At 31.2% G+C, this 24,266-nt stretch carries 23 protein-coding genes and 1 tRNA gene; 6 read left to right on the top strand and 18 right to left on the bottom strand.

The features are described from left to right. The first annotated feature begins 117 nt into the window (after positions 1 to 117). From BLQ93_RS06015 to BLQ93_RS05990, 6 genes are all read left to right on the top strand, one after another. A complete protein-coding gene (locus BLQ93_RS06015) occupies positions 118 to 3,480 on the top strand; it encodes an Eco57I restriction-modification methylase domain-containing protein (protein ID WP_092128909.1) in 3,363 nt (1,120 codons plus the stop codon). Positions 3,481 to 3,482: 2 nt separating this feature from the next. Continuing rightward, on the top strand, positions 3,483 to 5,747 hold the full coding sequence (locus BLQ93_RS06010; RefSeq protein WP_092128907.1) for an AAA family ATPase: 2,265 nt from the start codon (positions 3,483 to 3,485) through the stop codon (positions 5,745 to 5,747). Positions 5,748 to 6,126: 379 nt separating this feature from the next. Further along, positions 6,127 to 7,863, top strand: coding sequence for a hypothetical protein (locus BLQ93_RS06005; protein WP_092128905.1), 1,737 nt, complete (start codon positions 6,127 to 6,129; stop codon positions 7,861 to 7,863). A 146-nt stretch (positions 7,864 to 8,009) separates the two neighbouring features. After that, complete coding sequence (locus BLQ93_RS06000; RefSeq protein ID WP_216818750.1) at positions 8,010 to 8,471, top strand: hypothetical protein; 462 nt, start codon at positions 8,010 to 8,012, stop codon at positions 8,469 to 8,471. Positions 8,472 to 8,479: 8 nt separating this feature from the next. Then, a complete protein-coding gene (locus tag BLQ93_RS05995; RefSeq protein WP_092128903.1) occupies positions 8,480 to 8,986 on the top strand; it encodes a hypothetical protein in 507 nt (168 codons plus the stop codon). Positions 8,987 to 8,997: 11 nt separating this feature from the next. Beyond that, a complete protein-coding gene (locus tag BLQ93_RS05990; protein ID WP_143338709.1) occupies positions 8,998 to 9,525 on the top strand; it encodes a hypothetical protein in 528 nt (175 codons plus the stop codon). Positions 9,526 to 9,766: 241 nt separating this feature from the next. Here BLQ93_RS05990 and BLQ93_RS05985 read toward each other — a convergent pair. The 18 genes from BLQ93_RS05985 to fliO all read right to left on the bottom strand — a co-directional run bounded on the left by BLQ93_RS05985 (position 9,767) and on the right by fliO (position 24,259). Continuing rightward, a tRNA-Thr gene (locus tag BLQ93_RS05985) sits at positions 9,767 to 9,841 on the bottom strand. A gap of 101 nt (positions 9,842 to 9,942) precedes the next feature. Next, positions 9,943 to 10,197: a hypothetical protein gene (locus BLQ93_RS05980; protein ID WP_092128899.1), complete on the bottom strand. Its 255-nt coding sequence runs from the start codon at positions 10,195 to 10,197 to the stop codon at positions 9,943 to 9,945. 43 nt (positions 10,198 to 10,240) lie between these two features. Beyond that, positions 10,241 to 11,122: an RluA family pseudouridine synthase gene (locus tag BLQ93_RS05975; protein WP_092128897.1), complete on the bottom strand. Its 882-nt coding sequence runs from the start codon at positions 11,120 to 11,122 to the stop codon at positions 10,241 to 10,243. Further along, entirely contained in the window at positions 11,097 to 13,031 is a 1,935-nt protein-coding gene (locus BLQ93_RS05970; RefSeq protein ID WP_025392768.1) for a penicillin-binding protein 1A, read from the bottom strand. Before BLQ93_RS05970 ends, BLQ93_RS05975 begins: the two co-directional genes overlap by 26 nt. Continuing rightward, a complete protein-coding gene (locus BLQ93_RS05965; RefSeq protein WP_092128896.1) occupies positions 13,028 to 15,115 on the bottom strand; it encodes a tetratricopeptide repeat protein in 2,088 nt (695 codons plus the stop codon). Before BLQ93_RS05965 ends, BLQ93_RS05970 begins: the two co-directional genes overlap by 4 nt. Positions 15,116 to 15,122: 7 nt before the next feature. Next, the gene (locus BLQ93_RS05960) at positions 15,123 to 16,322 is read right to left on the bottom strand and encodes a pyridoxal phosphate-dependent aminotransferase (RefSeq protein WP_025392770.1); all 1,200 of its coding nucleotides are present in this window, start codon (positions 16,320 to 16,322) and stop codon (positions 15,123 to 15,125) included. Beyond that, positions 16,319 to 16,822 (bottom strand): pantetheine-phosphate adenylyltransferase, encoded by a 504-nt coding sequence (gene coaD / locus BLQ93_RS05955; RefSeq protein WP_025392771.1) that lies wholly within the window; start codon positions 16,820 to 16,822, stop codon positions 16,319 to 16,321. The genes BLQ93_RS05960 and coaD overlap by 4 nt, the downstream gene beginning before the upstream one ends. 1 nt (position 16,823) lies before the next feature. Continuing rightward, positions 16,824 to 17,330, bottom strand: a complete 507-nt coding sequence (locus BLQ93_RS05950) for an RsmD family RNA methyltransferase (protein WP_025392772.1) — start codon at positions 17,328 to 17,330, stop codon at positions 16,824 to 16,826. Continuing rightward, entirely contained in the window at positions 17,284 to 18,504 is a 1,221-nt protein-coding gene (locus BLQ93_RS05945; RefSeq protein ID WP_092128894.1) for a peptidase U32 family protein, read from the bottom strand. The genes BLQ93_RS05950 and BLQ93_RS05945 overlap by 47 nt, the downstream gene beginning before the upstream one ends. A gap of 2 nt (positions 18,505 to 18,506) precedes the next feature. Beyond that, positions 18,507 to 18,818 (bottom strand): DMT family transporter, encoded by a 312-nt coding sequence (locus tag BLQ93_RS05940; RefSeq protein ID WP_025392774.1) that lies wholly within the window; start codon positions 18,816 to 18,818, stop codon positions 18,507 to 18,509. A gap of 84 nt (positions 18,819 to 18,902) precedes the next feature. Next, a complete protein-coding gene (fliS, locus tag BLQ93_RS05935; protein WP_025392775.1) occupies positions 18,903 to 19,280 on the bottom strand; it encodes a flagellar export chaperone FliS in 378 nt (125 codons plus the stop codon). Next, positions 19,277 to 19,669, bottom strand: coding sequence for a flagellar protein FlaG (locus tag BLQ93_RS05930; RefSeq protein ID WP_092128892.1), 393 nt, complete (start codon positions 19,667 to 19,669; stop codon positions 19,277 to 19,279). The genes fliS and BLQ93_RS05930 overlap by 4 nt, the downstream gene beginning before the upstream one ends. Positions 19,670 to 19,689: 20 nt before the next feature. Next, positions 19,690 to 21,045 (bottom strand): flagellar filament capping protein FliD, encoded by a 1,356-nt coding sequence (gene fliD, locus BLQ93_RS05925; RefSeq protein ID WP_092128890.1) that lies wholly within the window; start codon positions 21,043 to 21,045, stop codon positions 19,690 to 19,692. Positions 21,046 to 21,077: 32 nt separating this feature from the next. After that, the gene (gene flhB / locus BLQ93_RS05920; RefSeq protein ID WP_025392778.1) at positions 21,078 to 22,139 is read right to left on the bottom strand and encodes a flagellar biosynthesis protein FlhB; all 1,062 of its coding nucleotides are present in this window, start codon (positions 22,137 to 22,139) and stop codon (positions 21,078 to 21,080) included. Then, a complete protein-coding gene (fliR, locus tag BLQ93_RS05915) occupies positions 22,139 to 22,924 on the bottom strand; it encodes a flagellar biosynthetic protein FliR (RefSeq protein ID WP_092128888.1) in 786 nt (261 codons plus the stop codon). The genes flhB and fliR overlap by 1 nt, the downstream gene beginning before the upstream one ends. Then, complete coding sequence (fliQ, locus tag BLQ93_RS05910; RefSeq protein ID WP_025392780.1) at positions 22,921 to 23,190, bottom strand: flagellar biosynthesis protein FliQ; 270 nt, start codon at positions 23,188 to 23,190, stop codon at positions 22,921 to 22,923. Before fliQ ends, fliR begins: the two co-directional genes overlap by 4 nt. Positions 23,191 to 23,199: 9 nt before the next feature. Then, entirely contained in the window at positions 23,200 to 23,952 is a 753-nt protein-coding gene (gene fliP, locus BLQ93_RS05905) for a flagellar type III secretion system pore protein FliP (RefSeq protein WP_025392781.1), read from the bottom strand. Then, positions 23,936 to 24,259 (bottom strand): flagellar biosynthetic protein FliO, encoded by a 324-nt coding sequence (gene fliO, locus BLQ93_RS05900; protein ID WP_025392782.1) that lies wholly within the window; start codon positions 24,257 to 24,259, stop codon positions 23,936 to 23,938. Before fliO ends, fliP begins: the two co-directional genes overlap by 17 nt. Positions 24,260 to 24,266: the final 7 nt, after the last annotated feature.

The following is a 24,266-nucleotide window of genomic DNA, read 5'->3' as shown; positions in this document are numbered from 1 at the left end:
GTGTATTACAAAGGGAGATTTCACCTACCTTTCTTAAAAGTCATTATGCAGAAACTTCTGCTATAACAGAAGGAAAAAGGGAAGTTATTTTATCACTTTATTTAACAGGGGAAAGCAATGGATAGAGAACACGCAAGAAATCTAATAATTGAAACCTTTGAAAATTCTTTTAATGAAAATAATTTTAAAAAATTCATTTCCAATCTATTCAAGAGCTACGATAGGACCAAAGCCCTCCAGCCAAGATATGGGACACAGGGCATTACCGAAAGATACCTTCGTTTCATTAGCTCCTGGGAAAGAATTGGCCGTTATGAGGATAGGGATGGCAAAAAAATTGATATATTGATAATAAAACTAAAAAAAGGGCAATCTCTTTCCAGAGCAAGAACCGCTCAGAGAAACTTTGTCGCCGATTATTTAAAAGGAAAGCTTGGAACAACTACAGAAAAAGATGCAGCTCTTATTGCCTTTGTCCCACCCGATTCCAATGAGTACGATTGGCGATTTTCTTTGGTAAAATTGGACTATCGTTTTGAGGGGAATAAACCAAAAGAAGAATTTACTTCTGCTAAAAGATGGTCCTTTTTAGTCGGTAAAAATGAAAAAAGTCATACTGTCCAAAGCAGATTTTTACCCATAATTGAAAATGATGAATTTCAACCCACGCTTGAAGATTTAGAAAAAGCTTTTGATGTTGAAGTTGTAACAAAGGAATTTTTTGAGAAATACAGAGACCTTTTTATAAGAACAAAACTTGAACTTGATAAAATTGTCAATAGAGACAAAAAAGTAAAAGAAGAATTTGAGCGGAAGAACATTAATACAGTTGATTTTGCCAAAAAACTGCTTGGTCAAATTGTATTTTTATACTTTTTGCAAAAAAAAGGCTGGCTTGGTGTTCCTAAAAATAAAAACTGGGGGGAGGGTGACAAAAATTTTCTGCGCTCACTATTTGAAAGATGCATTGAAGAAAAGAAAAACTTTTTTAACGACTACTTAGAGTATCTTTTTTATGACGCTTTAAACAATGAAAGAAGCTCTCAAGCAGATCCTAGCTGGCATGAACGTTTAGGCTGCAAGATACCGTTTTTAAACGGCGGTCTATTTGAACCATTTGGTGACTATGACTGGAAAAATATCGATCTATTGATACCAAACGATCTTTTTTCAAACAATGCCAAAGAAGGTATCCTGGACATATTTGATTTATTTAACTTTACGGTAAAAGAAGATGAACCGCTTGAAAAAGAAGTAGCAGTAGACCCAGAACTTTTAGGCAAAATCTATGAAAAGCTAAACGCAATAAGAGAGGACAATTTCGAAGAATATAAAAAAGCACTGAAGAGCAAAGGTTCGGAAAATAAGTTTAACAAAGAATATGGAGTCTACTACACCCCCAGAGAGATAGTGCACTTTATGGCACAAAACGCTCTTGTAGAGTATTTGTTTGAAAATCTTAAAGGTAAATCCCAAAATTTAGAAAACCTGAAAGAAGATTTAAAAGCTTTTATTTTTTACTCTGAAAAGTTTATAGAAAATGATAAAACTGCAATAGAAAAGGAAGAAAAAATTAAAAAAGGAGAACAAAAAAGTACAAAATACACTTCAAAGATTCCCGATTTTATACAAGAAAACGCTAAAACAATAGATAAGCTTTTAGAAGACGTAAGAATATTAGATCCTGCTGTAGGTTCTGGAGCTTTCCCTATAGGTCTTATGCACGAAATCGTAAAGGCAAGAGAAGTCCTAAATTTATATATTGGCGACGAAACTAAAACTGCCTATAATTTCAAGCGCCACTCTATACAAAATTCTCTATACGGAGTAGATATAGATAAAGGTGCAGTTGAGATTACAAGGCTAAGATTCTGGCTATCTTTAATAGTAGACGAAGAAGATCTAACCCAGATAAAACCTTTGCCAAACCTGGATTACAAGCTTGTAGCAGGCGATTCACTGTCATGTATTCAACAAGACTTATATAAAAATTTTGATACTTTAGAGCAGTTGGAAGACGAATACCATACAACAACTAATTTAGATAGAAAAAGAGAATTAAAAAGAAAAATTGATCAAGAAATCAAAGAGCTTACAAATGGTCACAAAGAATTTGATTTCGTAGTTTACTTCTCAAAAGTAATGCGCAGTGGTGGCTTTGATATAGTGATTGGAAATCCACCGTATATACAGCTGCAAAAGAATGCTGGCTTACTTGCAAAAAAGTATAAAAAATTTAATTACGAAGTGTTTAACAGCATGGGGGATATATACACTCTTTTTTATGAAAAAGGCATAAATCTACTAAAAGAGGGTGGTCATCTTTGTTTTATAACATCAAACAAATGGATGAGAGCAGGTTATGGAGAAAAGTTAAGAGAGTTTTTTATAAAGCACAATCCTAAGATTTTAATCGATTTAGGACCAGGTGTATTTGAAAGCGCAACAGTAGACACAAACATCTTGCTTATACAAAAGAAAGAAAATCAAAATAAGCTTACCGCTACCACTCTACAAAAAGAAGACAAAAAAAATATACTAAATGCAATAGATAAAAAAGGCATACTACTTGAAAAACTCTCTAAAGATGCCTGGTTTATAGGAAGCAGTGCTGAGCAAAGATTAAAAGAAAAGATAGAGCGTCTTGGCAAACCGCTAAAAGAATGGGATGTGAATATTTATTATGGAATAAAAACAGGCTTAAACGAAGCTTTTATAATTACCACAGAAAAAAAAGATGAGATACTTGCAAACTGCAAAACTGAAGAAGAAAGAGAAAGAACAAGCAAAATTATAAAGCCAATTCTTAGAGGAAAGGATATAAAGAGATATTATTATGAGTGGGCGGGGCTGTGGGTGATAGGAACTTTCCCTGTACTCCATTTAAACATTGATGATTATCCAACATTGAAAAAATATTTTCTTGACCATTTTGATATTCGGCAATTAGAACAATCCGGCAAAAAATATCCTGAACTTGGTTTTAATGCACGCAAAAAAACAAGCAACAAATGGTTTGAAACCCAAGACCAAATTGCTTGCTACCCCGAATTTGAGAAGGAAAAGGTGGTGTGGCAAGAATTAGCACAAGGCTCACAATTTGCTTTTGATGCGAATGTTGGTTTTTTTGTTTCAAATACAGGTTATATTTTAACAGGCACAAGATTGAAATATATTCTTGGATTTTTAAATTCAAAATTAAACGTATTTTCTTATACAAATTGGTATTGTACAAAGTTAGGCAGTTCAGGTGTTCGATGGTTAAGTCAACATGTTTTAGAAATCCCCCTTCCCCCCATCACCCCTTCCAACGAGGCTTTGGTAAAACGCATCGAGTCGCTGGTGGATATAATCCTGGCGGCAAAGAAAGCCAACCCGCAGGCAGATACGCAAGCATCAGAGCGGGAGATAGACCAACTGGTTTATCAACTTTATAATTTAACTGAAGAAGAAATAAGGATAATTGAAGGAGGCAGATAAAAATGGAAGTGAAGAAAATAAATTCAATTAGAAATTTTGGACAATTTATTGAATTTGATTGGGACAAAAATATATCACAGTTTGAGAAATATAATTTCTTTTATGGCTGGAATTATTCGGGTAAAACTACTTTATCAAGAATTTTTCGATGCTTTGAGAAAAAACAACTTCATAAAGATTATCAAAATTCAAAATTTTCTATTGTTTTGGAAAATAATCAAAAGTTGACGGATAAAAATATTGATAACAATTATCCTATACGAGTTTTTAATGAAGATTTTATTGAAGATAACTTTGAGTGGAATAATGAAAATGCTGAAATAGATCCAGTTCTCATTTTAGGAGAGGAGTCAAAAGAACTTGATAAACAACTAAAACAAAAACAGAAAGAAAAGGAGGAGATGGAAAGACAGAAGAGCAATAATGAAAATGAAAAAAATCAAATAGAAAGAGACCTTCAAAATAAACTATCCAAAAAAGCATCAGAAATACGCGATATTTTATCAATCACAAATTCAAAAGAATTTGATAGAAATGTCTTAGAAGAAAAAATAGAAGAAATTAAAGATAATTTTTCTGAAAAAATATTAAGAGATAATGAAGTAAATAACCTACGCAATCTTATTTTTAGACAAAAATTGGAAACAATTAATCTTTCATCAAAAATAGATCCTAAGCTTGGTCAATATATTACTGATATAAAAAATGTTCTTAATAACAAAGTAACTGCCCAAAAAATTATTGAAAAACTAAATCAAAATGCCCGTCTAAGTGAATGGGTAAAAGATGGCATCGAACTACATAAAAATGAAAACACTTGTCAATTTTGTGGAAATCTTTTAACAAAAGAGCGTTTGGATGAACTAAACAAGCATTTTTCCGAAGAATTCAATCTGTTGATGAAAGAGATTGATGAAAAAGAAGCTGAATTAAATCATCATATTGAATATATAAACCAAATTTCGTTTCCAGATAAAGCAAGACTTTATAATGAGTTCCAACAAAATTATGAAAACTTGCTGAATCGTTTTAATGAGATGAAAACACAGTACATTAATAATGTTAAAAGTTTAATAAAAGAATTAAAGAGAAAAAAAGGAAAACCTTTTGAAACAATCACTATTGATCAGTCTATTAATGAAGACATAGAAAAGAAAATAATTAATTTATTTGCAGAAATTAAAAAAATTATTGAACAACACAATAATAAGGTAAATTCTTTAGAAAAGGAAAAAGAAGATGCAAAAGAAAAAATAAAATTGCATTACTGTGCAAAGTTTATTCAAGATGAAAGGTATTTTGAGTTAAAAATTGAGATTAATCAATTAAATGAGGAAATCAAAAATTTAGAGCAGAAAATTAATAATATTATTGAAGAGATTAAGGAGATAGAGCAAAAAATTAAAGCATCAGCTATTGGTGCAAAGAAGTTAAATGAGTATTTAAATAACTTTTTCGGTGATGATAGGTTTAAAATAGAACAAACTGAAAATGGTCGATATAAACTTTATAGAAATGATCAAATTGCAAAAAATTTAAGCACAGGTGAAAGAAATATAATTTCTTTAATCTATTTCTTTTCAAAACTAGAAGAAACAAATTTTGATATCGGAAATTCTGTAATATTTATAGATGATCCTGTTTCAAGTCTTGATTCAAATCATATGCATAGGGTTTATGCTTTCTTATGTGATAAAGTAAAGAATATTGGACAACTTTTTATTACAACACACAATTATGATTTTTTCAATTTGATTAAAGATCTATATAAATATGGTTTAGGTAATAAAAATGGAAAGTTCTATTTAATAAAGAGAATAGAAAATAAAAATCAATGTTACTCAACAATTGAAGTTCTACCTGACTTACTGATGAAATTTAAAAGTGAATATAATTATCTATTCTCTTTGCTAAAAGAATTCAATGATACACAAGATAAAGATAAGAACTCCTTTGAGCAATTATACTTAATACCAAATATTTTAAGAAGATTTTTTGAAATGTATCTTTTTATGAGATATCCAAATGGAAAAAAGTTTAAAGAAAAAGCAAATGATTTTTTTACCAATATCTCTAATATAAATGGCGTTGAAAATATGAAAATAATGGCTTTAAAATTAATGGATGAATATTCTCACGAGGAAAATCCTACATATGCGAATAATTTTCCCGAACTTCCGGAGATAATTAATTCGGTTTCTTTTATTTTAACTTGTATTAAAGAAAAAGATAGTGCTCATTTTGTTGCACTTGAATCATCAGTATAACCACTGTTTGGAAGGAAAAACGCATAGAAGGGCTGGTGGAGAGGGTAATCCAGAGTAAGTCCATTAAACCCTGATGGACAAACTCCCTGAAGCAAGGATGCTTCGTATACTCTGGAGCGGGAGATAGACGAGTTTGTATATAAATTGTATGATTTAACCGAAGAAGAAATAAAAATATTAAAGGAAAGTAAAAAATGAAATTGAAAAAGTGAAGAGTTGAAAGCACAAAGATTTCAGATAAATGAATTTCATCAAAGAGTTAATAGATCAAAGAGAACCCGCAGGCGGACAAAAGCCAATGGGAGCGCAAGAGTTAGGTAGCTGATATTGTGGATAAATTGTGCAATTTAATAAATAAAGTAAAAAGAGGAAGGCGAAAATGACACAAGGTAAACAAAATTTGGAGAACATTTATGATTTTTTTTTGTTTGGGTTTTTTACGATTTTTATACAAAAAAGCCAAGATATAAAACCATCAGACTTAAAGGATTTTTGTTATTTAGAATCATTATTTTGGCTTAATAGGTTTGATGATTATTTAGAAAAATTAAATTCAATAGACAAAGAAAATAGAAAACTGTTTACTTTATGTTTTAAACTATTTGCCTTAGACTATATTCCATCATTTTATAGTAAAAATTTTTTAAATGGCAAAAGCTATGATTACGAAATAGAATCAAAAAAACTCTTAAAAGATTTTTATGAAGTAATAGATTTTAGACTAGACCAAAAATTTACTTATTTGCCATTTGTAATGTTTAAAATCTTTGTATATGTGTTGCAAATCTCAAAAACATTATTTGAAAATCATAAACTTTCTTTTTCTGAGTATATAAATTTGAAACTAAATGTTATGCAAAAAATAAACCAGATAGAAACAGATTACAATGATTTAACAAATAACAACCAGATATGGAGTGCCTTATTCTATAACAAAATTGCAGATGTATATTCATATTATGAGGAATTTTCACATAAAACCATTATGTATTATGAAAAATCGCTATCGGCTAAATTAAATATTTTTGCTTTACATGGTTTAGTAGATATTTTGTATGATAAAGATAAAAAAGATGAAGCTTGGAAATATATATTAAACTTTGAAAAATCTTTAAACAAAAACTTATACTGTGATTTAGCTATAGAGAATATAGAAAAAACTGAATTTTATGATTTTTTTGATTTAAAGTCTCGATTTTCTACTTATCAAAGCTTGCAAGATGAAATGAATAATTATATGAAAGCCATTGAATTGATTGAGGCAATGCCGCATCAAACAATAGTGGAAACTTATCCTATTTATAATCTCGGTTTATTGCTTTCAAAAAAAGAAAAAAAGTATTGTCTTGCAGAAAAAACATTTAAAAGGTCTCTGGAATTATTAGAAAAAGCTACAGGCATAGATATAAAACAATTAGATAATAAAAATTTTGTCTTTTTTTTAAACGATTTCCAAGATTACCTATATGAAATATGCAATTGCCAAATTGAATTAAAAAAACAAGAAGATTATAAAAATACACTAACAAAGCTTGAGAACATTAAATACAAATTGGATTATGTTGAATATAGAAACGAAAGAGCCTCCATAGACTACGACATAGCTTTATTAGAAAGTAAAATAAATACCAAAAATAATAATTATGACAATTTAATTCAACGCATAGAAAAAACTTTAAAAGAAAATGAAGATTTTTTGTCTGAAGAGCAAAAATCTGATTTAACAGCAAGGTTGGCTTATAGTTATTTTCAAACTGATAATATAAATAAATACAATGAATTGATTAACGAGGCTATCGCTTTAAATCCGCAAAATGAAATTATTTTAAAAATAGCTACTCCAAATACACATAAATATTTTTTATCAAAAGACCATCTGAAAAATTTTTACAAGAGTTTTCTTTATGGAGCTCCTTTCTTGGTATTGTTTTTGTTATTTGTGTGCGTTGGTTTATATCTTAAAAAATTACCTGATGTTCTTTTAATTACTACTCTAATACTTTCATTCATATTGTCTTTGGTTACTTTTTTAGAGCCAATAATTAAAAAATTTAGTTTTGGCACAAAAGGTTTTGAAATAGAATTTAAGCATAAAAATCCTAAAATTGATTTATAAAATGTAAATTAAATAAAAATGCTACTAATTTTTTATGCTTTGTTTTGTTGTAATGTATATAAAGTATAAAAAAGTTAAAATTTGCTTGACAATAAATTAACAACTTCTTACAATTGTTTTAAATCCATATTTTAGAGGTGTTTTTTATGAAAACTTTATCGTTTGTGTTTGTCGCATTTGGTAGCATTATTGTGCTTTCAAGTTGTGCGAGCTTGCCACAGCAACAAGCCAATTTATCATCTGCTCAAGAAAGGAAGATTACTCTTGGGCTGGTGCAAAAATATATACACAATGGTGACTCTCAATCAAGGGTAGCAGAAGTTCTCGGCTCTCCAAATATTGTTACAAAGGATAGCGATGGGAACGAAACTTGGATATATGATAAGGTCTCACAGGAGACATCATATTCGGCAAGTGGTGGTTCTGTGGGAGTAGGTGTTGGTGGAGTTGGCGTTGGAGGATCTGGTATGGCTGGTGGTGGCATAGGCGGTAGTTATGGTAGTAGTTCTGGAGCTTACAGTTCAACACAAAAAACGCTAACAGTAATAATAAAATTTGACAATAACGGGCTAGTAAAATCGATTGCATATAATGCGAGCCAGTTTTAGGGGGTATTATGAAAAAGATAGCTTATCTATCTGCTTGTATTGTGGTAATAGCTTTTTTTCTTTCCTCTTGTGAAACTCCCAATATAAACCTTGCAGAAAGCGTTAGCACATTCAAGATACGATCGTATCAAACACGAACATATGATACAACAAACACAAAAATGGTTCTAAAGGCTATGGTCAATGCTTTACAAGACGAAGGTTTTGTAATAAAGGTTTTGAATACAGATATGGGTTTAATAACAGCAGAAAGAACATTTCAAACGATTAACAAAGCCCAACAATTTTGGTATGGAGTTCAGTATGGCTATGATGTAGCAACCATTGTAGAAGGCAATATCAGCGTAGATCAGTTTGGTAATCAAACTAAAGTTAGGGCAAATTTCATCAAAAAGGTTGTAAATACGAAAGGTGGCATAACAAAAGTTAATCAGATAGAAGATCCAAAATTATACCAAGAATTTTTTGCTCAAGCACAAAAAAGCATTTTTATTGAAAAAGAAAAGGTTTATTAATGAAAGGAATAATGAAGGATTTGAACGATCTTTGCAAGAAGCTAGCAGATATCATTAACGAGTGCCAGATTGAGATTTTAGAGTATTGCAAAAGCATAAGAGTATCAGAACTCAGAGTAAGTAGGGTCGAATGGGTTTCGTCTTCTAATTCATCATTTAATCTACCGCAGACGGTTTCTACTGAAGAGGTTATTGAACGGATAAAAAATATCAAAGTCATAGAGTGGTGCGAAAAAAAAGAACAAAAAAACATTGATTGTAATAGCTATGGGTATGATGATATTAAAAGAGATTATTTTGAGAAATATATTAAAAATGACGGTTTAAAATTATTAGAAGATTCTGAAAATACATATGAGATACATATTGAACAACTTATTGAAAATTTATTAAAAGATTCTGAAAATACATATGTTGAACAACTTATTGAAAATATTAGGCAAAAACTTGAAAATATTAGGCAAAAATACTTAAAAAAATTTGAAGAATGGCAAGAAGAACGTAAAAACTACCTAATTATGAAAAATTTTAGCCGATAAACCTTATTGAATGGTGTTTGATTTTTTAAGCGATGTTGTTTCTTATAAAAGGGAGTAAGAAAGATAATAGCAGAATACATTTATTCTTGCAATTATGATAATACCGCATGCAAGCTTAGGCTATAAAACACCTATGAGTGTCTATATGGCTAGTCTAGAGAAGATAGCGTAAATGAGGAATAAGAAAAATAAAAAAAACTGCTTCACAAAAGAATAGAGGTTAGTAAGTCGACTCTTTGTATGGAGCCAGCGAGAGGATTTGAACCTCCGGCCTACTGATTACGAATCAGTTGCTCTACCCCTGAGCTACGCTGGCGCTTGAAAGCTTTTATAAAGCATAGTGTAAAAATTGTCAATACTTTCTTTTAAAAAGAAGCTTTGGATGTAAAGCACTAACCAAAAAGCCAGCAACAATAATTAAGCAAGCGCTATGCCAGATAAGAATAATGGAGCAAAGGGTCTGATTCTAAAAAATTCGTCTTTGCCCAGCTTTCTAATTGAGTAAAATAAAACCAAAGGCACAGCAAAAAGCACTCTAAAAAATACCAAAATTGGACTTGGCAAATTACACCAGATTGAAAAAATTGGTATAGAACCCCATATAAATGTTGCAAACAGCATTTCAAAAACGCCTTTTTGACTATTTGATTTTACAAATGGATCATTTTTCATTTTCTAAATTTAGCCTATCTTTTTTAAAAATGCAAGTATACGATTAACCAATTAACTCTATCATATCTTTTGGAAGTTTTGAATAAAATTTTAAAAACTTATTTGAATTAGGATGGAAAAAACCCAGGTAAAATGCATGAAGCGCATGTCTTTGTATAAGTTTAGATGATTTTGAGTAAACGCTATCACCAACAAGCGGATGATTTAAATACTGCATATGTACACGTATCTGGTGAGTTCTTCCAGTTTCTAATTCGAAGCGTACAATATCCATATCTTTTAGGCGCATAATTACTTTGTAGTGCGTAACTGCAAGTTTTCCCTGTACAACTGCAAACTGTTTGCGTTTTATGGGGTGGCGACCAATTTGTGTTTTAATTGTTCCAAAACTATCTTTTATGTGACCCTCGCATATGCCTATGTAATAGCGTTTTGATATATGCAGAGCAAATTGATTTGCAAGTTTAAAATGCGTGTTGTTGTCTTTTGCCAAAACTATAACACCACTTGTATCTTTGTCTATGCGGTGAACAACACCAGGTCTTAGTGGAGCACCAATATCTGATAATTTTATTCCTCTAAAAAGTAAAGCGCCCACCACGCTTTTATGTTCGCTTCCAGCACCAGGGTGTACAACAACACCCGCAGGTTTATCTACCACAACTAAAAAATCATCTTCATATAATATTTTAATATCACAATCTGCAATTTTGAGGTTTGGTTTTTCAAACTCAATTGGCTCAAAAGAAATTTTTTCTTCGCCTTTAAGCTTATAATTTTTGCTTACAACCTTGCCATTTACGCATACTTTACCTTTTTCAATCCATTTTTGTATTTGATTTCTTGGTATATCCAAAATTTCTGCCAGATATGAATCAATGCGCTTTTGAGTGTCTGTGTTAATAATTTGTTGCGTTTGTGGCATTTGTTATAGTTTCATTAGTAGAGTTTGTGGCATTTGTAACATTCTGATTTAAATATAGCGCTTGAGCCCATGCAGGTAAATTAGAAGGTGGCTTCCAGTTTTCCACAGGTTTTCCAGCCAATGCATTTTGCATATAATTTAACCATATAGGCAAAGCCATTGTTGCACCAACTGCTGTTGGTCCGCACGAGCGGTTATCATCATAACCTACCCAAACACCTGTTACTAGTTGTGGCGTAAAACCAATAAACCAGTTATCCCGAGATTCATTTGTTGTACCAGTTTTACCTGCGGCTGGCCTTCCAAGTGCTTGTGCAGCTACACCTGTACCTTCTTTTATTACATCTTGCATCATTTTTACAAGCACATAACCAACATCTTGAGGAAATACATTTTTTAATTCAGGTTTGTCTTCGTAAATTACATTTCCATTTTTATCAACAATTTTTGTTATGAATATTAATTTTGGCAAATACCCCATATTATCAAATGCGCAGTATGCTCTTGTTAGTTGTGCCAATGTTGTAGAAAATGACCCCAAAGCAATAGTTAAGTTATCTGGTATATGTTCTGTTATACCTAGTTTTCTCGCATTGGCAATAACATTTTCAACGCCAACTTTTGATAGCAAATTTATAGTAGCTACATTGACAGAATGTGCTAAAGCATATTGTAGTGTAACCTGACCATGAAATGTATGTGAATAATTTTCTGGTCTCCAAATTTTGTTACCGGTTTTAAACTCTATAGGCTCATCAGCAATAGTATCTGTGGGCTTCCAACCTTGTTCAAGTGCAGTTAGATAAACTATAGGCTTAAAAGCACTCCCAGGTTGTCTTTTTGCTTGAATTGCTCTATTATACTGGCTAATCTGGTAATCAAACCCACCCACTAAAGCCTTTACATAACCGTTTCTTGGGTCAATTGAAATTAAAGCAGACTCAAGACCATTGTATTTACCACCAGATAACCTCAAGATACCGCTTCTTACTGCATTATAGGCGTCACGCTGCATATTCATATCAATAGTTGTATAAACTTTCAAACCACCTTTATTTACAACATCTTCCCCGTATTTATTTATTAGCCAAAGCCTTACATACTCAATAAAATAAGCAGCTTTTGGATTGTAGCCATAGCGTGTCATCTCGCTTTGGTGGGCCAAAACAATTTTTGAGTTCACCGCCTCTAAATATTGCTGTTTTGTTATAAAATGGTTTTCAAGCATGTTATTTAAAACATAAATAGTGCGCTTTGCAGCTAATTCTGGATGGTAATACGGATTGTAGGCATTTGGAGCCTGAACAAGTCCAGCAAGCATGGCTGATTCTGCAATAGTTAAATCACTTGCGTGCTTATCAAAATAAATTTCACTTGCAGATTCTATACCGTATGCGCCATTTCCAAAATATACAGTATTAAGATATAAAGTTAGAATCTCATTTTTTGTTAAATGATTAGCAATTTTATAAGCTAATACTGCTTCTTTCAACTTCCTGTATATGGTTTTTGATGGTGTGAGGTAAAGATTTTTAACAAGCTGTTGGGTAATGGTGCTTCCACCTTGTACAATACGCCCATGCATAATATCTTCAAATAAAGCCCTACCGATAGCCCTAAAACTAATTGGTCCATGTTCGTAAAATCTAGCATCTTCTGCTGCAAGTATAGCTTTTTTCATATTATTGGAAATTTGATCAAAACTCACAACTTGCCTGCGCTGGCCACCAAAAATAGCTATTTTTTTACCTGAAGAGTCATAAACTGTAGTGGGTACAGGAAAAAAACTACCGCTCATAAGCGTTTGAAAGTCTTTATTTGTATCAATGTATAATGAAACTACAAAAGAAGTAAAAGCTATAAAAACTAGAAAGAAAATCAAAAAAACAATTAGTAATACTTTTTTCATTTTTTAACCTCTATATCAAAAGATAACAAACCTTTATTAGAATTGACTTTTTTTGTTAAATCTTGCATGCCATTAAGATTTTTATTCATAATCTGAATAATAAGTTTTGCAAACAAAGGATTTATATTGCTATCTTTGGTATTTTTATTTAGTAGTATTGATTTTGTCAGATAATCATCTGCCTGTGTTTTATAGCCAAGCAATAAATAACACAATGCCATTTTATAGTAATCTTGTGCATTATAATCGTTAATATTTGTAAAAGTTCTGATTGCTTTTTCTGGTTTATTTTCAATTAAGTATAAATCAGCCATAATTCTATTCAAATCAGGGTTAAAGTTTCTTAATGCTTCAAGGATATCTACCATATCAAAATTTTTCATATTTAAATGTAATTTATCATTTAAATATTTTTTTTCAAGTTTTAAATAATCAAATCTTCCATCCGATATTGCTTTTAACAAAACAAAATCTTCTACACTGATATTTTTTGGTTCTTTAAGCTTATTAACCAAACTTAAAGCATAATCATTGCATACAAGTACGCTTTTTGGTTTGCTACCAAGACTTGATTGCTTTGTAAAAAATTGGTTTAAGTAATTTTTTGCTGTTTGCGTAGAGCCCTGAGTAAAATCTATCAAAGCCATATTAAAATATGGCAGAGGAAAATTTGGGTATCTATTTATTAACACACTAAACATTTGTTTTGCTTTATCAAAATTATAGTTTTTTTCGTACATTAAAGCTAGATTATAATACAATATGGGATTTGAGGGGTTACTTTGGTAAGCCTTTTGATAATAATTTAAAGCCTGTCTAAGATTATTTTCTTTAAAATATGCATAAGCTTTGTTGGCCTGGTTTAGACTGTAACTTTCACTTATGGCGCTCATATAAGATTCTTTTGCCTGGCTCATCAAACCAAAACTTAAATAGATATTACCAAGGTCAATATTTGAAGCAAGATTAGCGCTATAGTGGATAGGATCAATTGATTGCATAATAATCAGTGACTGTAAAGCACAAATAATCCTGCAATCTTTATAATTAATTTGTTTTAACAATTCTTGTTTATCTAAAGTTGGCACAATTGAAAAATCATTTACTACATCTTGTGTGTCTATATTAGATATGAGGTTGTATGCAGTTTGCATATTATTACTTTTTAAAGCAAGTAAATATGCAAAATAAGCTAGCTTAGGGTCTAGTTTTTTATTTAAACTTTCTATTGCATAATTAAGTGCGTTTTCTAAATTGTTTTGTGCAAATTGTAAAAAAGCCATATTATGCTCAGCTACACTAGAATTACCAACTTTTGAAAAATACTCTTTAGCTTTTGGATAGTTGTTTTCCTTTGCATAAATATAGCCTAACATTTCATACAAGAGTCTATCCTTATAGCCTTTTTTTAGCATTTGATCAATGTTGTTTAGCACATTTTTTACATCTTTTTGGGTTAAAAAATCGTAATATACATTCATTATATCAATTTCATGATTTTTTATGTTGGCATTTTGAAGATCTTTAAGTAAATCTTTCGCTTCATTAAAATGATTATTTTGCATGTAATAGCTAAAAAGGTACATGTATGAGTCAATATACTCATTTGGGTTTGAAAAAGTGGAATGAAGGTAATCGTTGGCTTTTTTAATATATTCGTATGCCATTTGTTGGTTGTTTTGCATTTGATAGATTTTTGCAATGTTTATATATGCTAAAAATAGATAGTTTTTGGATTTTTTAAATTCTTCTATTGCTTGTTTTAAGTTACCTTTATTTTCAAGATTAAGTCCTTCAATAAAATGCAAATCTAAATTTTCTTTTGTTTTTACAACTTTTTGAGGTTGAGGTTTTGTGATTTTTTTTGGTACAGGACTTTTAGAAAAAAAAACAAATATAGCGGCAGCTATAAGAAAAACTATGCCAGTGCCCAAAAAAAGCCATACAGGTCTCTTTTTGGGCACCAAAAGGGGGTTTTTTTCTTCTTCTTCAGGAACTTCCTGTTGCTTTTGTTGTAGTTGAGTTTCTTCTTTGGAATTTGGCTCTTCTTCTATAACTATTATCTTGTCTTTATCATCAGCCATCAAAAGCTTATTTTAGCTTGGAAACAAACTCTTTTATAGCCTCTATACCTTCCTGGATTACCTGCATACTTGTAGCAAAAGACAATCTTACATAATCATCATCACCAAATCCAATACCGGGAACAACAGCTACTTTTGCTTCATCCAGAAGAACACTGGCAAAATCCATAGAGTTATTTATTGTTTTTCCATTAATGCTTTTACCATACAAACCACTTATATTTGGAAATACATAAAATGCACCTTTTGGGTTAAAACATGTAATGCCATTTATGGAATTCAGTGCATTTACAATGTAGTTTCTTCTTTTTTCAAATTCTTTTCTCATAACCTCAACGCTATCTTGAGGACCAGTAAGTGCTTCTAGTGCTGCTATCTGTGCAATAGAAGTAGGATTTGATGTACTTTGACTTTGTAGTTTCGTCATATTTTCTGTAAGTTCTTTATCTCCGCAAGAGTATCCAATGCGCCATCCTGTCATAGAGTATGTTTTGCTTACACCGTTTATTACAATTGTTTTGTCTCTTATTTCTTTTGAAAGGCTCGCAATGCTTACAGGCTTGTAGCCATCGTATACAATAGACTCATACATTTCATCTGATATAACCCAAAAATCATTCTTAAGCGCAAGCTCTGCCAAAAATTCCAAATCCTTTTTTTCAAAAACTCCACCTGTTGGATTTGAAGGATTGTTTAATATAATAGCTTTGGTTTTTGGCGTTATAGCTTTTAAGAGTTGCTCTTGAGTGGGTACAAAACCTGTTTTATCAGTAGTTTTTATTACAACAGGCACCGCATTTGCATACTTTACTATTGCTTCATATGTTACCCAATACGGACTTAGTATTATTACTTCGTCGCCTTCTTCAAACAATACCTGAGACAGGTTAAATAAATTTTGTTTTCCTCCAGCAGACACGCAGATTTCGTTTCTTTTATATTCTACACCATTAACTTTCTTTTCTTTTTCAATAATAGCATCTTTTAGTTCATTTATGCCACCTGCTGCTGTATATTTTGTAAAACCATCTCTGATAGCTTTGATAGCTGCTTCTTTGATATTATCTGGTGTATCAAAGTCAGGTTCACCTGCGCCAAATGATAGAATTTTAATCCCAGAAGCATTCATTTCTTTGGCTTTGGCTGTAATAGCAATCGTAATAGATTCCTCAATCCTTCCGATGCGCTCAGCAAGTTTTTTCTTCATCTTTCCCCCTTAAATTTTTTTTTCATATGTTCAATAACTATTGGTGACACAAATGCACTTACATCTCCACCATTTACAAAAACATCCTTTACTATAGTTGAGCTTAAAAAGGAATACTTAATGTAAGGCATAAAATAAATGATCTCAATTTCTGGTGCAAGAGAACGGTTCATAAAAGCCATTTCCATTTCGTACTCAAAATCGGAAACAGCTCTAAGACCTCTAACTATGACTTGAGCCCCTTTAGATTTAGCAAAATCAACAAGCAAACCATCCACTTTTTCAACACTTATAGAAGCTACATTTAATGATTCAATGACCTGTTTTGTTAATTCAAATCTTTCTTCAAAATCAAAAAAAGATTTTTTAGCAGTATTTTTTGCAACGCCAACTATTACTTTATGAAAAATTTTAGATGCTCTCTTAATAATATCTATGTGACCATTTGTTATAGGATCAAAACTACCAGGCACAATTGCCACAACACAACACTTATCCATATTACCTCAAATAATTCAATATACTATTGCCAAATTTTTTTATTTTAAAAACACGCTCATTTTCTACCACTTTGTTACTTTCTACGCAAACTATAGCATCTTTTTTTAGCTTTTTCAATAAAAAAACCACCAGATCATCTATTTTTAATGAATATGGAGCATCCATATAAACAATATCAGCATTTTCAACAACATTTAGATTCAAAAAATTAAACACATCCATTTGATAAATTTCAAACTTATCATTGCTTATATTTAAATTTTGCAAGTTCTTTTTTATAAAAGTATCATCTTTATCAACAAAAAAAACTTTCTTTGCGCCTCTTGAAACCGCTTCTATTCCAATAAAACCATTACCAGCAAACAAATCGACAAAAACTGCACCATTTATAATAGGACAAATAGTGTCAAAAAAAGACTTTTTTACTATCTGTTTGGTAGGTCTTATTTGTTTTGTTTTTTTAAATTCTAATGGCCTGTTTTTGTAAATGCCAGCTATCACTCTCATAACAAACCCTAAGGATATCATTTTTATCTATATTGTCAACGCTTTTAATATATACAATCTCACCTGGGTGAGCTACTTGTTTTAAGCTATAATCGCTTGCATATATTGTATCAATGCATACATTTACATTAGTATGTGGAGTTACAAACTCAAACGATCCAGCCTCAAACCTGTTTTTTACAAGAAGTTTTAATTTATCACCAACACGCTCAAGCACAATAGCAACATAAGTGCAAGGTTTTAAATAAGCGCTACTTTTTAGATATTGTTTGGGTCTTCCAAGAAAAAATCCCAAACTGTAAGGCCTGTGACTTACAGTCTTTAATTGCTCATATAAAGACGCCATATATTTTTTATAAGTCCCTTCATAGTAGCTATCTATTGCTTTTCTGTATGACTTTGTAGTAAGGCCAGCATAGTATTCGCTTTTATTTCTGCCTTCAATTTTCAAAGATTTTACACCAGTTTCTATAATCCTATCTAAAATTGGTAAAGCACACAAATCGTAAGAATTAAATATAAACGAGCCTTCTTTGTGTTCTTCTAAAAAAATGGGCATGGTTTTCCTTGTATCTTCAAAAATTATATATTTCCACCTGCAGCTTTGCGCACAATCACCTTTATTTGCACTACGATTAGTCAAATAAGAACTAATAAAGCACCTGCCAGAGTAAGCCATACACATTGCACCATGAACAAAAACCTCAACATCAAGGCTTGTATTTTTCACAAAAACTGCTAAATCACTTAGGGTCAACTCTCTTGCCGCAATAATACGCTCTACATTGAATTGTTTTAAAAAATTAGCAGCGTATGAGTTTGTAATGTTTGCTTGAGTGCTTATGTGTATAGGAATTTTTGTCTCTTGCAAAAGACTTAATACACCAAGATCGCTAACTATTAAAGCATCAGGGGGATTATTTTTTAAAAAAGGTAAAAATGCCTCTAATTTTTCAAAATCTTTGTCAAATAAATAGGAATTTAAAGTTAAATAAATTTTTTTATGAGCTTTTTTTGTATACTCTATAGCTTCTTTTAGTTCTTTTAATGTAAAATTTCCAGCGCGAGAGCGCAAACCAAAATCTTCAAAACTACAGTAAACTGCATCTGCACCAAAATGTATAGCGGTCTTTAATTTTTGAAAATTTCCCGCAGGGCTTAATAATTCAACCATATTCAGGCAATCCTGAGTAAAACACTACCTGCTAAAATTAGCACAAGACCTAAAACTTCAACTAAATTGATTTTTTCATGAAAAATTGTAAGATCAATCAACGTTATTACAGCAATACCTACACCAGACCACACAGCATACATTATGGCTAATTTTAAATATTTTGTAGCCATTGTAGCAAATATAAAACTTACAGCATAACAAACAAACAAAGCCACGGAAGGAAAAAGTTTGGTAAGGCCATTTGATAAACGCATAGATGTCGTGCCACAAACTTCAAACAAAATAGCAAAAGCTAAATAAACCCAACCCATCTGTTTGATTATAACAATTAATTCTTAATTTATCAAGCATTTGATTAAAATACAAAGGAAGGCTTGCTTTTAAACAAGCCTGTTTTATTTTTTTAAAACATCTTTATTCCAAATTTCGCTCATTTTTTGTAAGTATCTAATTACTACTTCCATTTCCTCAATATTATTGTTTAAATTGGCTTTAAGCGTTTGCAAAAGTAAAAAATCATAAATAGACTCAAGGAACTTACCAGCTTCTGGATAGTTTTTTACATCGAGTACATTTCTTAGTGCAAGCAAAATAGAATTAAGTCGTTCAATTGCATATACTTTCTCAAGTATATTTTTATTTTCAATCGCTTCTTTTGCTTTAACTGCATAACTTAAAGCGCCATCATACATTATACCAATAATATTTAGTCTATCATCTGTTGTATTTGCAAGTGTATTCTTATAGGCTTTATACGCACTGCTTGCAATCATTTTACCTCCTTGTTAAAAATTATTCCTATAGATTGGGCTAAGCTTGCTTCAAGCTTAATTAACTCTTCTGGTGGTATTTGTCTTATCACTTGACCTGTTTTACTATCAATTACTTTTACAATAAGACCTTTAGCGTCTTCTGAATAGCTAAATTTAACACTATCATTTAAAGAACTAATAGAATCGTTAAGTTTTTGAATCAATTTTTTGACATCGTTTTTACTTAAACTCGTACTGTTGATATCACTTTTTTCATTTGTGCTAACTTGTGATGGATTAGTTGTGGATACAGAAAAAAAATTGTTTGCATTATTTTGTGTGGCTATTAGATTAATTTGCTTATTTTGTATAAAATTCAAGTTTGTTTTAGTTACATCACCTGCATCCATCTTTTCCTCCTTTGTAGCTTCTAGCCACTTTTTGTTCCTGTCAAACTATCAAACATAGTTGTCAAATACTGGCTTTGTGCCTGCATCTGGTTCATTATGGTATTAAGTTGAGAAAATTGTACGACAAGGTTATTTTGGTAGTTTTGCAGATTTTGTTTTAAGGTATTTATTTGAGATTGAAGCGAGTTAATCTGGTTTTGAATAATATTTTGAGCTGTTGTTATAGCTCCACCATTAACAGATGTTGCCTGATTAACGGCATTATTAATCAAATCCATTATGCCATTGGCTGAGGAATTTGTTAAAATATTTTTAACAGCATTAAAATTAGTTGATAAAGCCTGTTGAAATGTAAGACTATTAAATTGTAGGTTGCCATTTCTATCAAAAGAAAAGCCAATACTTTCTGCTGAATTAATTGTCTGGTTTGTGTTTTGATTAAATAAACCAAAAAATGCATTTCTCAAACTTGCCATAACTGATTGTATAGCAGTAGAACCAAAAAATGCTCCCGCAATATTAGTTGTAGAATCATAAGAATTATTTTGATTGACATATTGCAATAGATTATTGTAGTTATTGACAAAGGTTTGCATATCTTGCGTTAATTGGGAAGTGTTGTAATTTAGTGTTATTGTCGTTGTACCTGTTCCTTGAAGCTGTATATCAACACCTTGTATGTAGTTTTTTAAATCATTTGATTGTGAGGTTATGCTTACCCCATCAAGTGTTGCTTGTGCATCTTGAGAATTTTGAGTTGGGGTTGAACCAAATACAGCAAGCGTATTATTTGTATTTATTGTTAAGTTGTTTTGTGTACCAGTTGGCGTAGTTAAAACAAGATTGTAACTAGATCCATTATAAACAATGCTCGCACTCAAACCTGAATTTGTAGCATTAATAGCGTTGGCTAAACTTTGGAGGGTTGTTGAAGTATTTACAGTTACAGAATAGGATTGACTTCCAATGGAAAAGCTAAACACACCATTTGATGTTGCCGCTTGGCTATTTGGGCTTGAAAACCCATTACTTGAAACCCATACTTGAGCTTTTGCCAATTGAGTTACGCTCAATGTGTGTATACCGCTGGCCGTTGTTTGATTATTACTTACTGTTGCCACAGAGGTATTGCTTGATGTTGCCGTTTGCTGGGTTAAATCTTGTATAATGTTGTTTGCACTCGTTTGTAATTGTATTAGCTGGCTTGAAAAATTTGAAAATGTTTGGAGGTATGCTTTTTGCTGCGTTTGCTGAGCTTGGAGATTTATAATAGGCTGACTTTGAGCAGTAACCAATTGTTGAAGCATACTTTGAAGGTTAAGATTACTAGTATTTCCCAAACCCAATATGTAATTAGAACCTACCTGCATACTCATATCACACCTCTCTTTTTCTTATCGGATGATTTTTACAAAAGTTTATTAGTTTTTTTATTTTTTAAATTATAAACATACGATAGAATTTTTGCCACAGCTTCGTATAATTCAATTGGGATTTCTTTATCAATTTGGGTTTGTTTGTATAGACTTTGAGCCAAAGGAGGATTTTCTACAATTACCACATCATTTTTTAGTGCAATTTCCTTTATCCTTTGGGCAACTTCATTTAAGCCTTTTGCAATAACTTTTGGCGCATTCATTTTTGATTGATCATACTTTAGAGCTACTGCAATGTGCGTTGGGTTAGTTATAACCACATCCGCTGTTTTTACATTTTCCATCATACGTCTTCTTGCCAGCTCCATTTGCATTTTTCTTATTTTTGCTTTTATTTTTGGATCACCTTCCATTTGTTTAAATTCTTCTTTTACCTCTTCTTTGCTCATCATCAATGAACGCTCAAAAATAAATTTTTGATAAGCATAATCTATAATAGCCAAAAAAACCATAAATAATAAAAGATAAAGCGTTATAGAAAACATGTTTTTGGCAAGTACAACTGTAAAAACATTTATAGGCTGATCAGTTAAATCAAGCCAGGTTTTGTATTTTGCCTTGATAAAAAAATACATTATAGAAAATATGACAATAATCTTTAGTATCGACTTTGCAAGCTCACCCAAAGCCCTAAGCGAAAAAAGGTTTTTAATACCATTTATAGGATTTATTTTTTCCAGATCAAAATTAAGTCTTTCAAAACTAAATAATATGCCTATTTGGGCAACATTAACAAGAATTGCTACAACAATTAGCAATACAAAAAAAACACCTAAATACATAAAAAAAATTTTAATAACGTCTAGATACAAGCTACCTAAATTGTTTAAATTAACATGATATGGCAAACTTAAAAAATAATTAAAAGAGTATATAGCTGTATCTTTAAAACTTTTAGCATTAAAATAAAAAAAGATTAAAGCCACAAGAAGCAATACAGCTGTATTAAGTTCAATTGATTTTGCAACCTGACCTTTTTTTCGCGCTTCTTCGCGACGTTTTGGTGTGGCTTTTTCAGTTTTTTCACCTGGCATTATTTTAACCTTAATATATAGTTATAGTATGAAGGTAGTTGATAGTAATATTTAATCATAACATTTGCTGCAAAATTTAATGTTACGCCAAGTAAAAATAAACCAATAGTTATTGTTATGGGAAAAGAAGCAATCAGTACATTCATTTGGGGCATTGTGCGAGAAATCACTCCAAAAACTATATTTGTTATAATCAAAGCAAATACCACAGGCGCAAGTATCTGTACAGCAACAGAAAACATAACAAGTATTAATTGCACAATAAATTCAATTAGGCTTTTGTTCACAACAAATGTGCCAATTGGTATTAGCTGAAAACTTTCAACCAAAGAGCGTATAACAAAATAATGACCATCAATTGCCAAAAAAACCAGTATGGCAAATAAGCTTTCAAATTCTGTAATAATAGAAATTTGCGTATTTGTTTGGGGGCTTAGCACGTTTGCAATACTAAAGCCCATCATAAAAGAAACCAAACCAGCAGCAATCTCAATACCAGCCCATACAAATTGTATACAAAAGGCAAAACTGGCACCAAGTAAAATTTCTCTTACAATAAGCACAATAAGCTCAACTGTATTTGTAATATTTACATTTACATAATCTTTAACTATTGGATAAAGTACAAATGTCATAGTCAAACTAAACAGTATTTTAACCATTGCAGGAATTGATTTATAACTAAAAATTGGAGCCAATAGCAAAATAGAAGCGACTCTTACAAATATCAAAAAGAAAATCTCTAAATCGGCAAAAGGTACATTAAGTAAAGCAAGATTATTCATCTAATATAATTTGGAATATTTTGGTATAGCTCAATCGTGTAATTTGTTAAAAGCTTTGCCATCCATGGAGCTAAAAATAACAAAGTCAAAGCAACGGCTATAATCTTTGGTATAAATGTAAGTGTCATTTCTTGAATTTGAGTAATTGCTTGAAAAATACTCACAAGAAGCCCTGCTACCAAACTAACAATCAGTATTGGCAAAGAAAGCATTAAAGCTACCTGCATAGCACTTCTACCAATGCTAACTACAGTTGCAACATCCATTATATCCTCCTAATGAAAACTTTTAACAAGTGACAAAACAACCAAGTTCCACCCATCAGCTAAAACAAATAACAGTAATTTAAATGGTAAAGATATCATAACAGGTGGTAACATCATCATACCCATACTCATAAGTACACTTGAAACTACAATATCTATAATTACAAACGGTATATACAGTAAAAAACCTATTTCAAAAGCTGTTTTTAGTTCGCTTATAATAAATGCGGGCACAAGTATGTTTAAGCCAAGTTGTTGTTCATTTTGAGGATTGGGTTGTTTAGCAATTCTTAAAAAAAGAGCAATGTCTTTTTGGCGTGTTTGCTTTAGCATAAATGCTTTTATAGGTGTTTGAGCTGCATCATAGGCTTGCTCTAAACTTAGTTTTCCTTCATTAAAAGGCTTATATGCATTATTGTAAACAGCGCTAATTGTAGGAGACATTATAAAAATAGTCAAAAAAAGCGCAATCCCAAGTAAAATTTGGTTTGGAGGTTCTTGCTGTAAGCCTATTGCTTGTCTTAAAATAGAAAGCACGATTATTATACGTGTAAATGATGTAAGCATAATCAAAAATGATGGAGCAATGGCTAAAGCTGTAAGCAAAATAAGCAATTTTACCGCATTTGAAATATTTTGGGGTGTTGTAGCACCATTTAAAGTAATACTCAAAGAAGGTGTTGCTGTGCTTTGTGCCCCAAAAGCATTCAAACACAAACAAACTAAAATAAAAAATATTGCCAAACTAAGTATTTTCTTCATTTTTAACCAATTGAGATATTAAATTTATTTCGTTTCCAACACCAAGCAAAAATTGTTTTTCATCAACTTCAATAATAACAAGGCTATGTTTGTTATCAATGTAAGTCCTATCCAAAATCTTGATGCGACCACCTCTTTTAGTATTAATTTGAAGTTTTTTTAACGCCCAAACGCTTGCAAAAAGCAACGCTATAACTATTATAACGCTTCCAAGAGCTTTTAGCGAGTAACCAAGATAATCTATAGAGCCTGCATAAGCCAGGCTAGGAATTAATATAAAAAAAACGAATATAAAAAATGTACGCACTTAAAAT

Source organism: Desulfurella multipotens, from assembly GCF_900101285.1.
Taxonomy (GTDB): Bacteria; Campylobacterota_A; Desulfurellia; order Desulfurellales; family Desulfurellaceae; genus Desulfurella; species Desulfurella acetivorans.
Note: the sequence above shows the minus strand (reverse complement) of the source record. Positions and strands in the feature narration are given on the sequence as shown.

Excerpts from the sequence above, each read along its gene's own strand:
- BLQ93_RS05995 (WP_092128903.1), top strand. The coding sequence starts at position 8,480 with ATGAAAAAGATAGCTTATCTATCTGCTTGTATTGTGGTAATAGCTTTT.
- coaD (WP_025392771.1), bottom strand. The coding sequence starts at position 16,822 with ATGGATAAGTGTTGTGTTGTGGCAATTGTGCCTGGTAGTTTTGATCCT.
- BLQ93_RS06010 (WP_092128907.1), top strand. The coding sequence starts at position 3,483 with ATGGAAGTGAAGAAAATAAATTCAATTAGAAATTTTGGACAATTTATT.
- BLQ93_RS06015 (WP_092128909.1), top strand. The coding sequence starts at position 118 with ATGGATAGAGAACACGCAAGAAATCTAATAATTGAAACCTTTGAAAAT.
- BLQ93_RS06005 (WP_092128905.1), top strand. The coding sequence starts at position 6,127 with ATGACACAAGGTAAACAAAATTTGGAGAACATTTATGATTTTTTTTTG.
- BLQ93_RS05945 (WP_092128894.1), bottom strand. The coding sequence starts at position 18,504 with ATGGTTGAATTATTAAGCCCTGCGGGAAATTTTCAAAAATTAAAGACC.
- BLQ93_RS05975 (WP_092128897.1), bottom strand. The coding sequence starts at position 11,122 with ATGCCACAAACGCAACAAATTATTAACACAGACACTCAAAAGCGCATT.
- BLQ93_RS06000 (WP_216818750.1), top strand. The coding sequence starts at position 8,010 with ATGAAAACTTTATCGTTTGTGTTTGTCGCATTTGGTAGCATTATTGTG.
- fliR (WP_092128888.1), bottom strand. The coding sequence starts at position 22,924 with ATGAATAATCTTGCTTTACTTAATGTACCTTTTGCCGATTTAGAGATT.
- BLQ93_RS05990 (WP_143338709.1), top strand. The coding sequence starts at position 8,998 with ATGAAGGATTTGAACGATCTTTGCAAGAAGCTAGCAGATATCATTAAC.
- fliS (WP_025392775.1), bottom strand. The coding sequence starts at position 19,280 with ATGATTGCAAGCAGTGCGTATAAAGCCTATAAGAATACACTTGCAAAT.
- fliP (WP_025392781.1), bottom strand. The coding sequence starts at position 23,952 with ATGAAGAAAATACTTAGTTTGGCAATATTTTTTATTTTAGTTTGTTTG.
- BLQ93_RS05970 (WP_025392768.1), bottom strand. The coding sequence starts at position 13,031 with ATGAAAAAAGTATTACTAATTGTTTTTTTGATTTTCTTTCTAGTTTTT.
- BLQ93_RS05930 (WP_092128892.1), bottom strand. The coding sequence starts at position 19,669 with ATGGATGCAGGTGATGTAACTAAAACAAACTTGAATTTTATACAAAAT.
- fliQ (WP_025392780.1), bottom strand. The coding sequence starts at position 23,190 with ATGGATGTTGCAACTGTAGTTAGCATTGGTAGAAGTGCTATGCAGGTA.
- BLQ93_RS05940 (WP_025392774.1), bottom strand. The coding sequence starts at position 18,818 with ATGGGTTGGGTTTATTTAGCTTTTGCTATTTTGTTTGAAGTTTGTGGC.
- BLQ93_RS05980 (WP_092128899.1), bottom strand. The coding sequence starts at position 10,197 with ATGAAAAATGATCCATTTGTAAAATCAAATAGTCAAAAAGGCGTTTTT.
- BLQ93_RS05950 (WP_025392772.1), bottom strand. The coding sequence starts at position 17,330 with ATGAGAGTGATAGCTGGCATTTACAAAAACAGGCCATTAGAATTTAAA.
- fliD (WP_092128890.1), bottom strand. The coding sequence starts at position 21,045 with ATGAGTATGCAGGTAGGTTCTAATTACATATTGGGTTTGGGAAATACT.
- flhB (WP_025392778.1), bottom strand. The coding sequence starts at position 22,139 with ATGCCAGGTGAAAAAACTGAAAAAGCCACACCAAAACGTCGCGAAGAA.
- BLQ93_RS05965 (WP_092128896.1), bottom strand. The coding sequence starts at position 15,115 with ATGGCTGATGATAAAGACAAGATAATAGTTATAGAAGAAGAGCCAAAT.
- BLQ93_RS05960 (WP_025392770.1), bottom strand. The coding sequence starts at position 16,322 with ATGAAGAAAAAACTTGCTGAGCGCATCGGAAGGATTGAGGAATCTATT.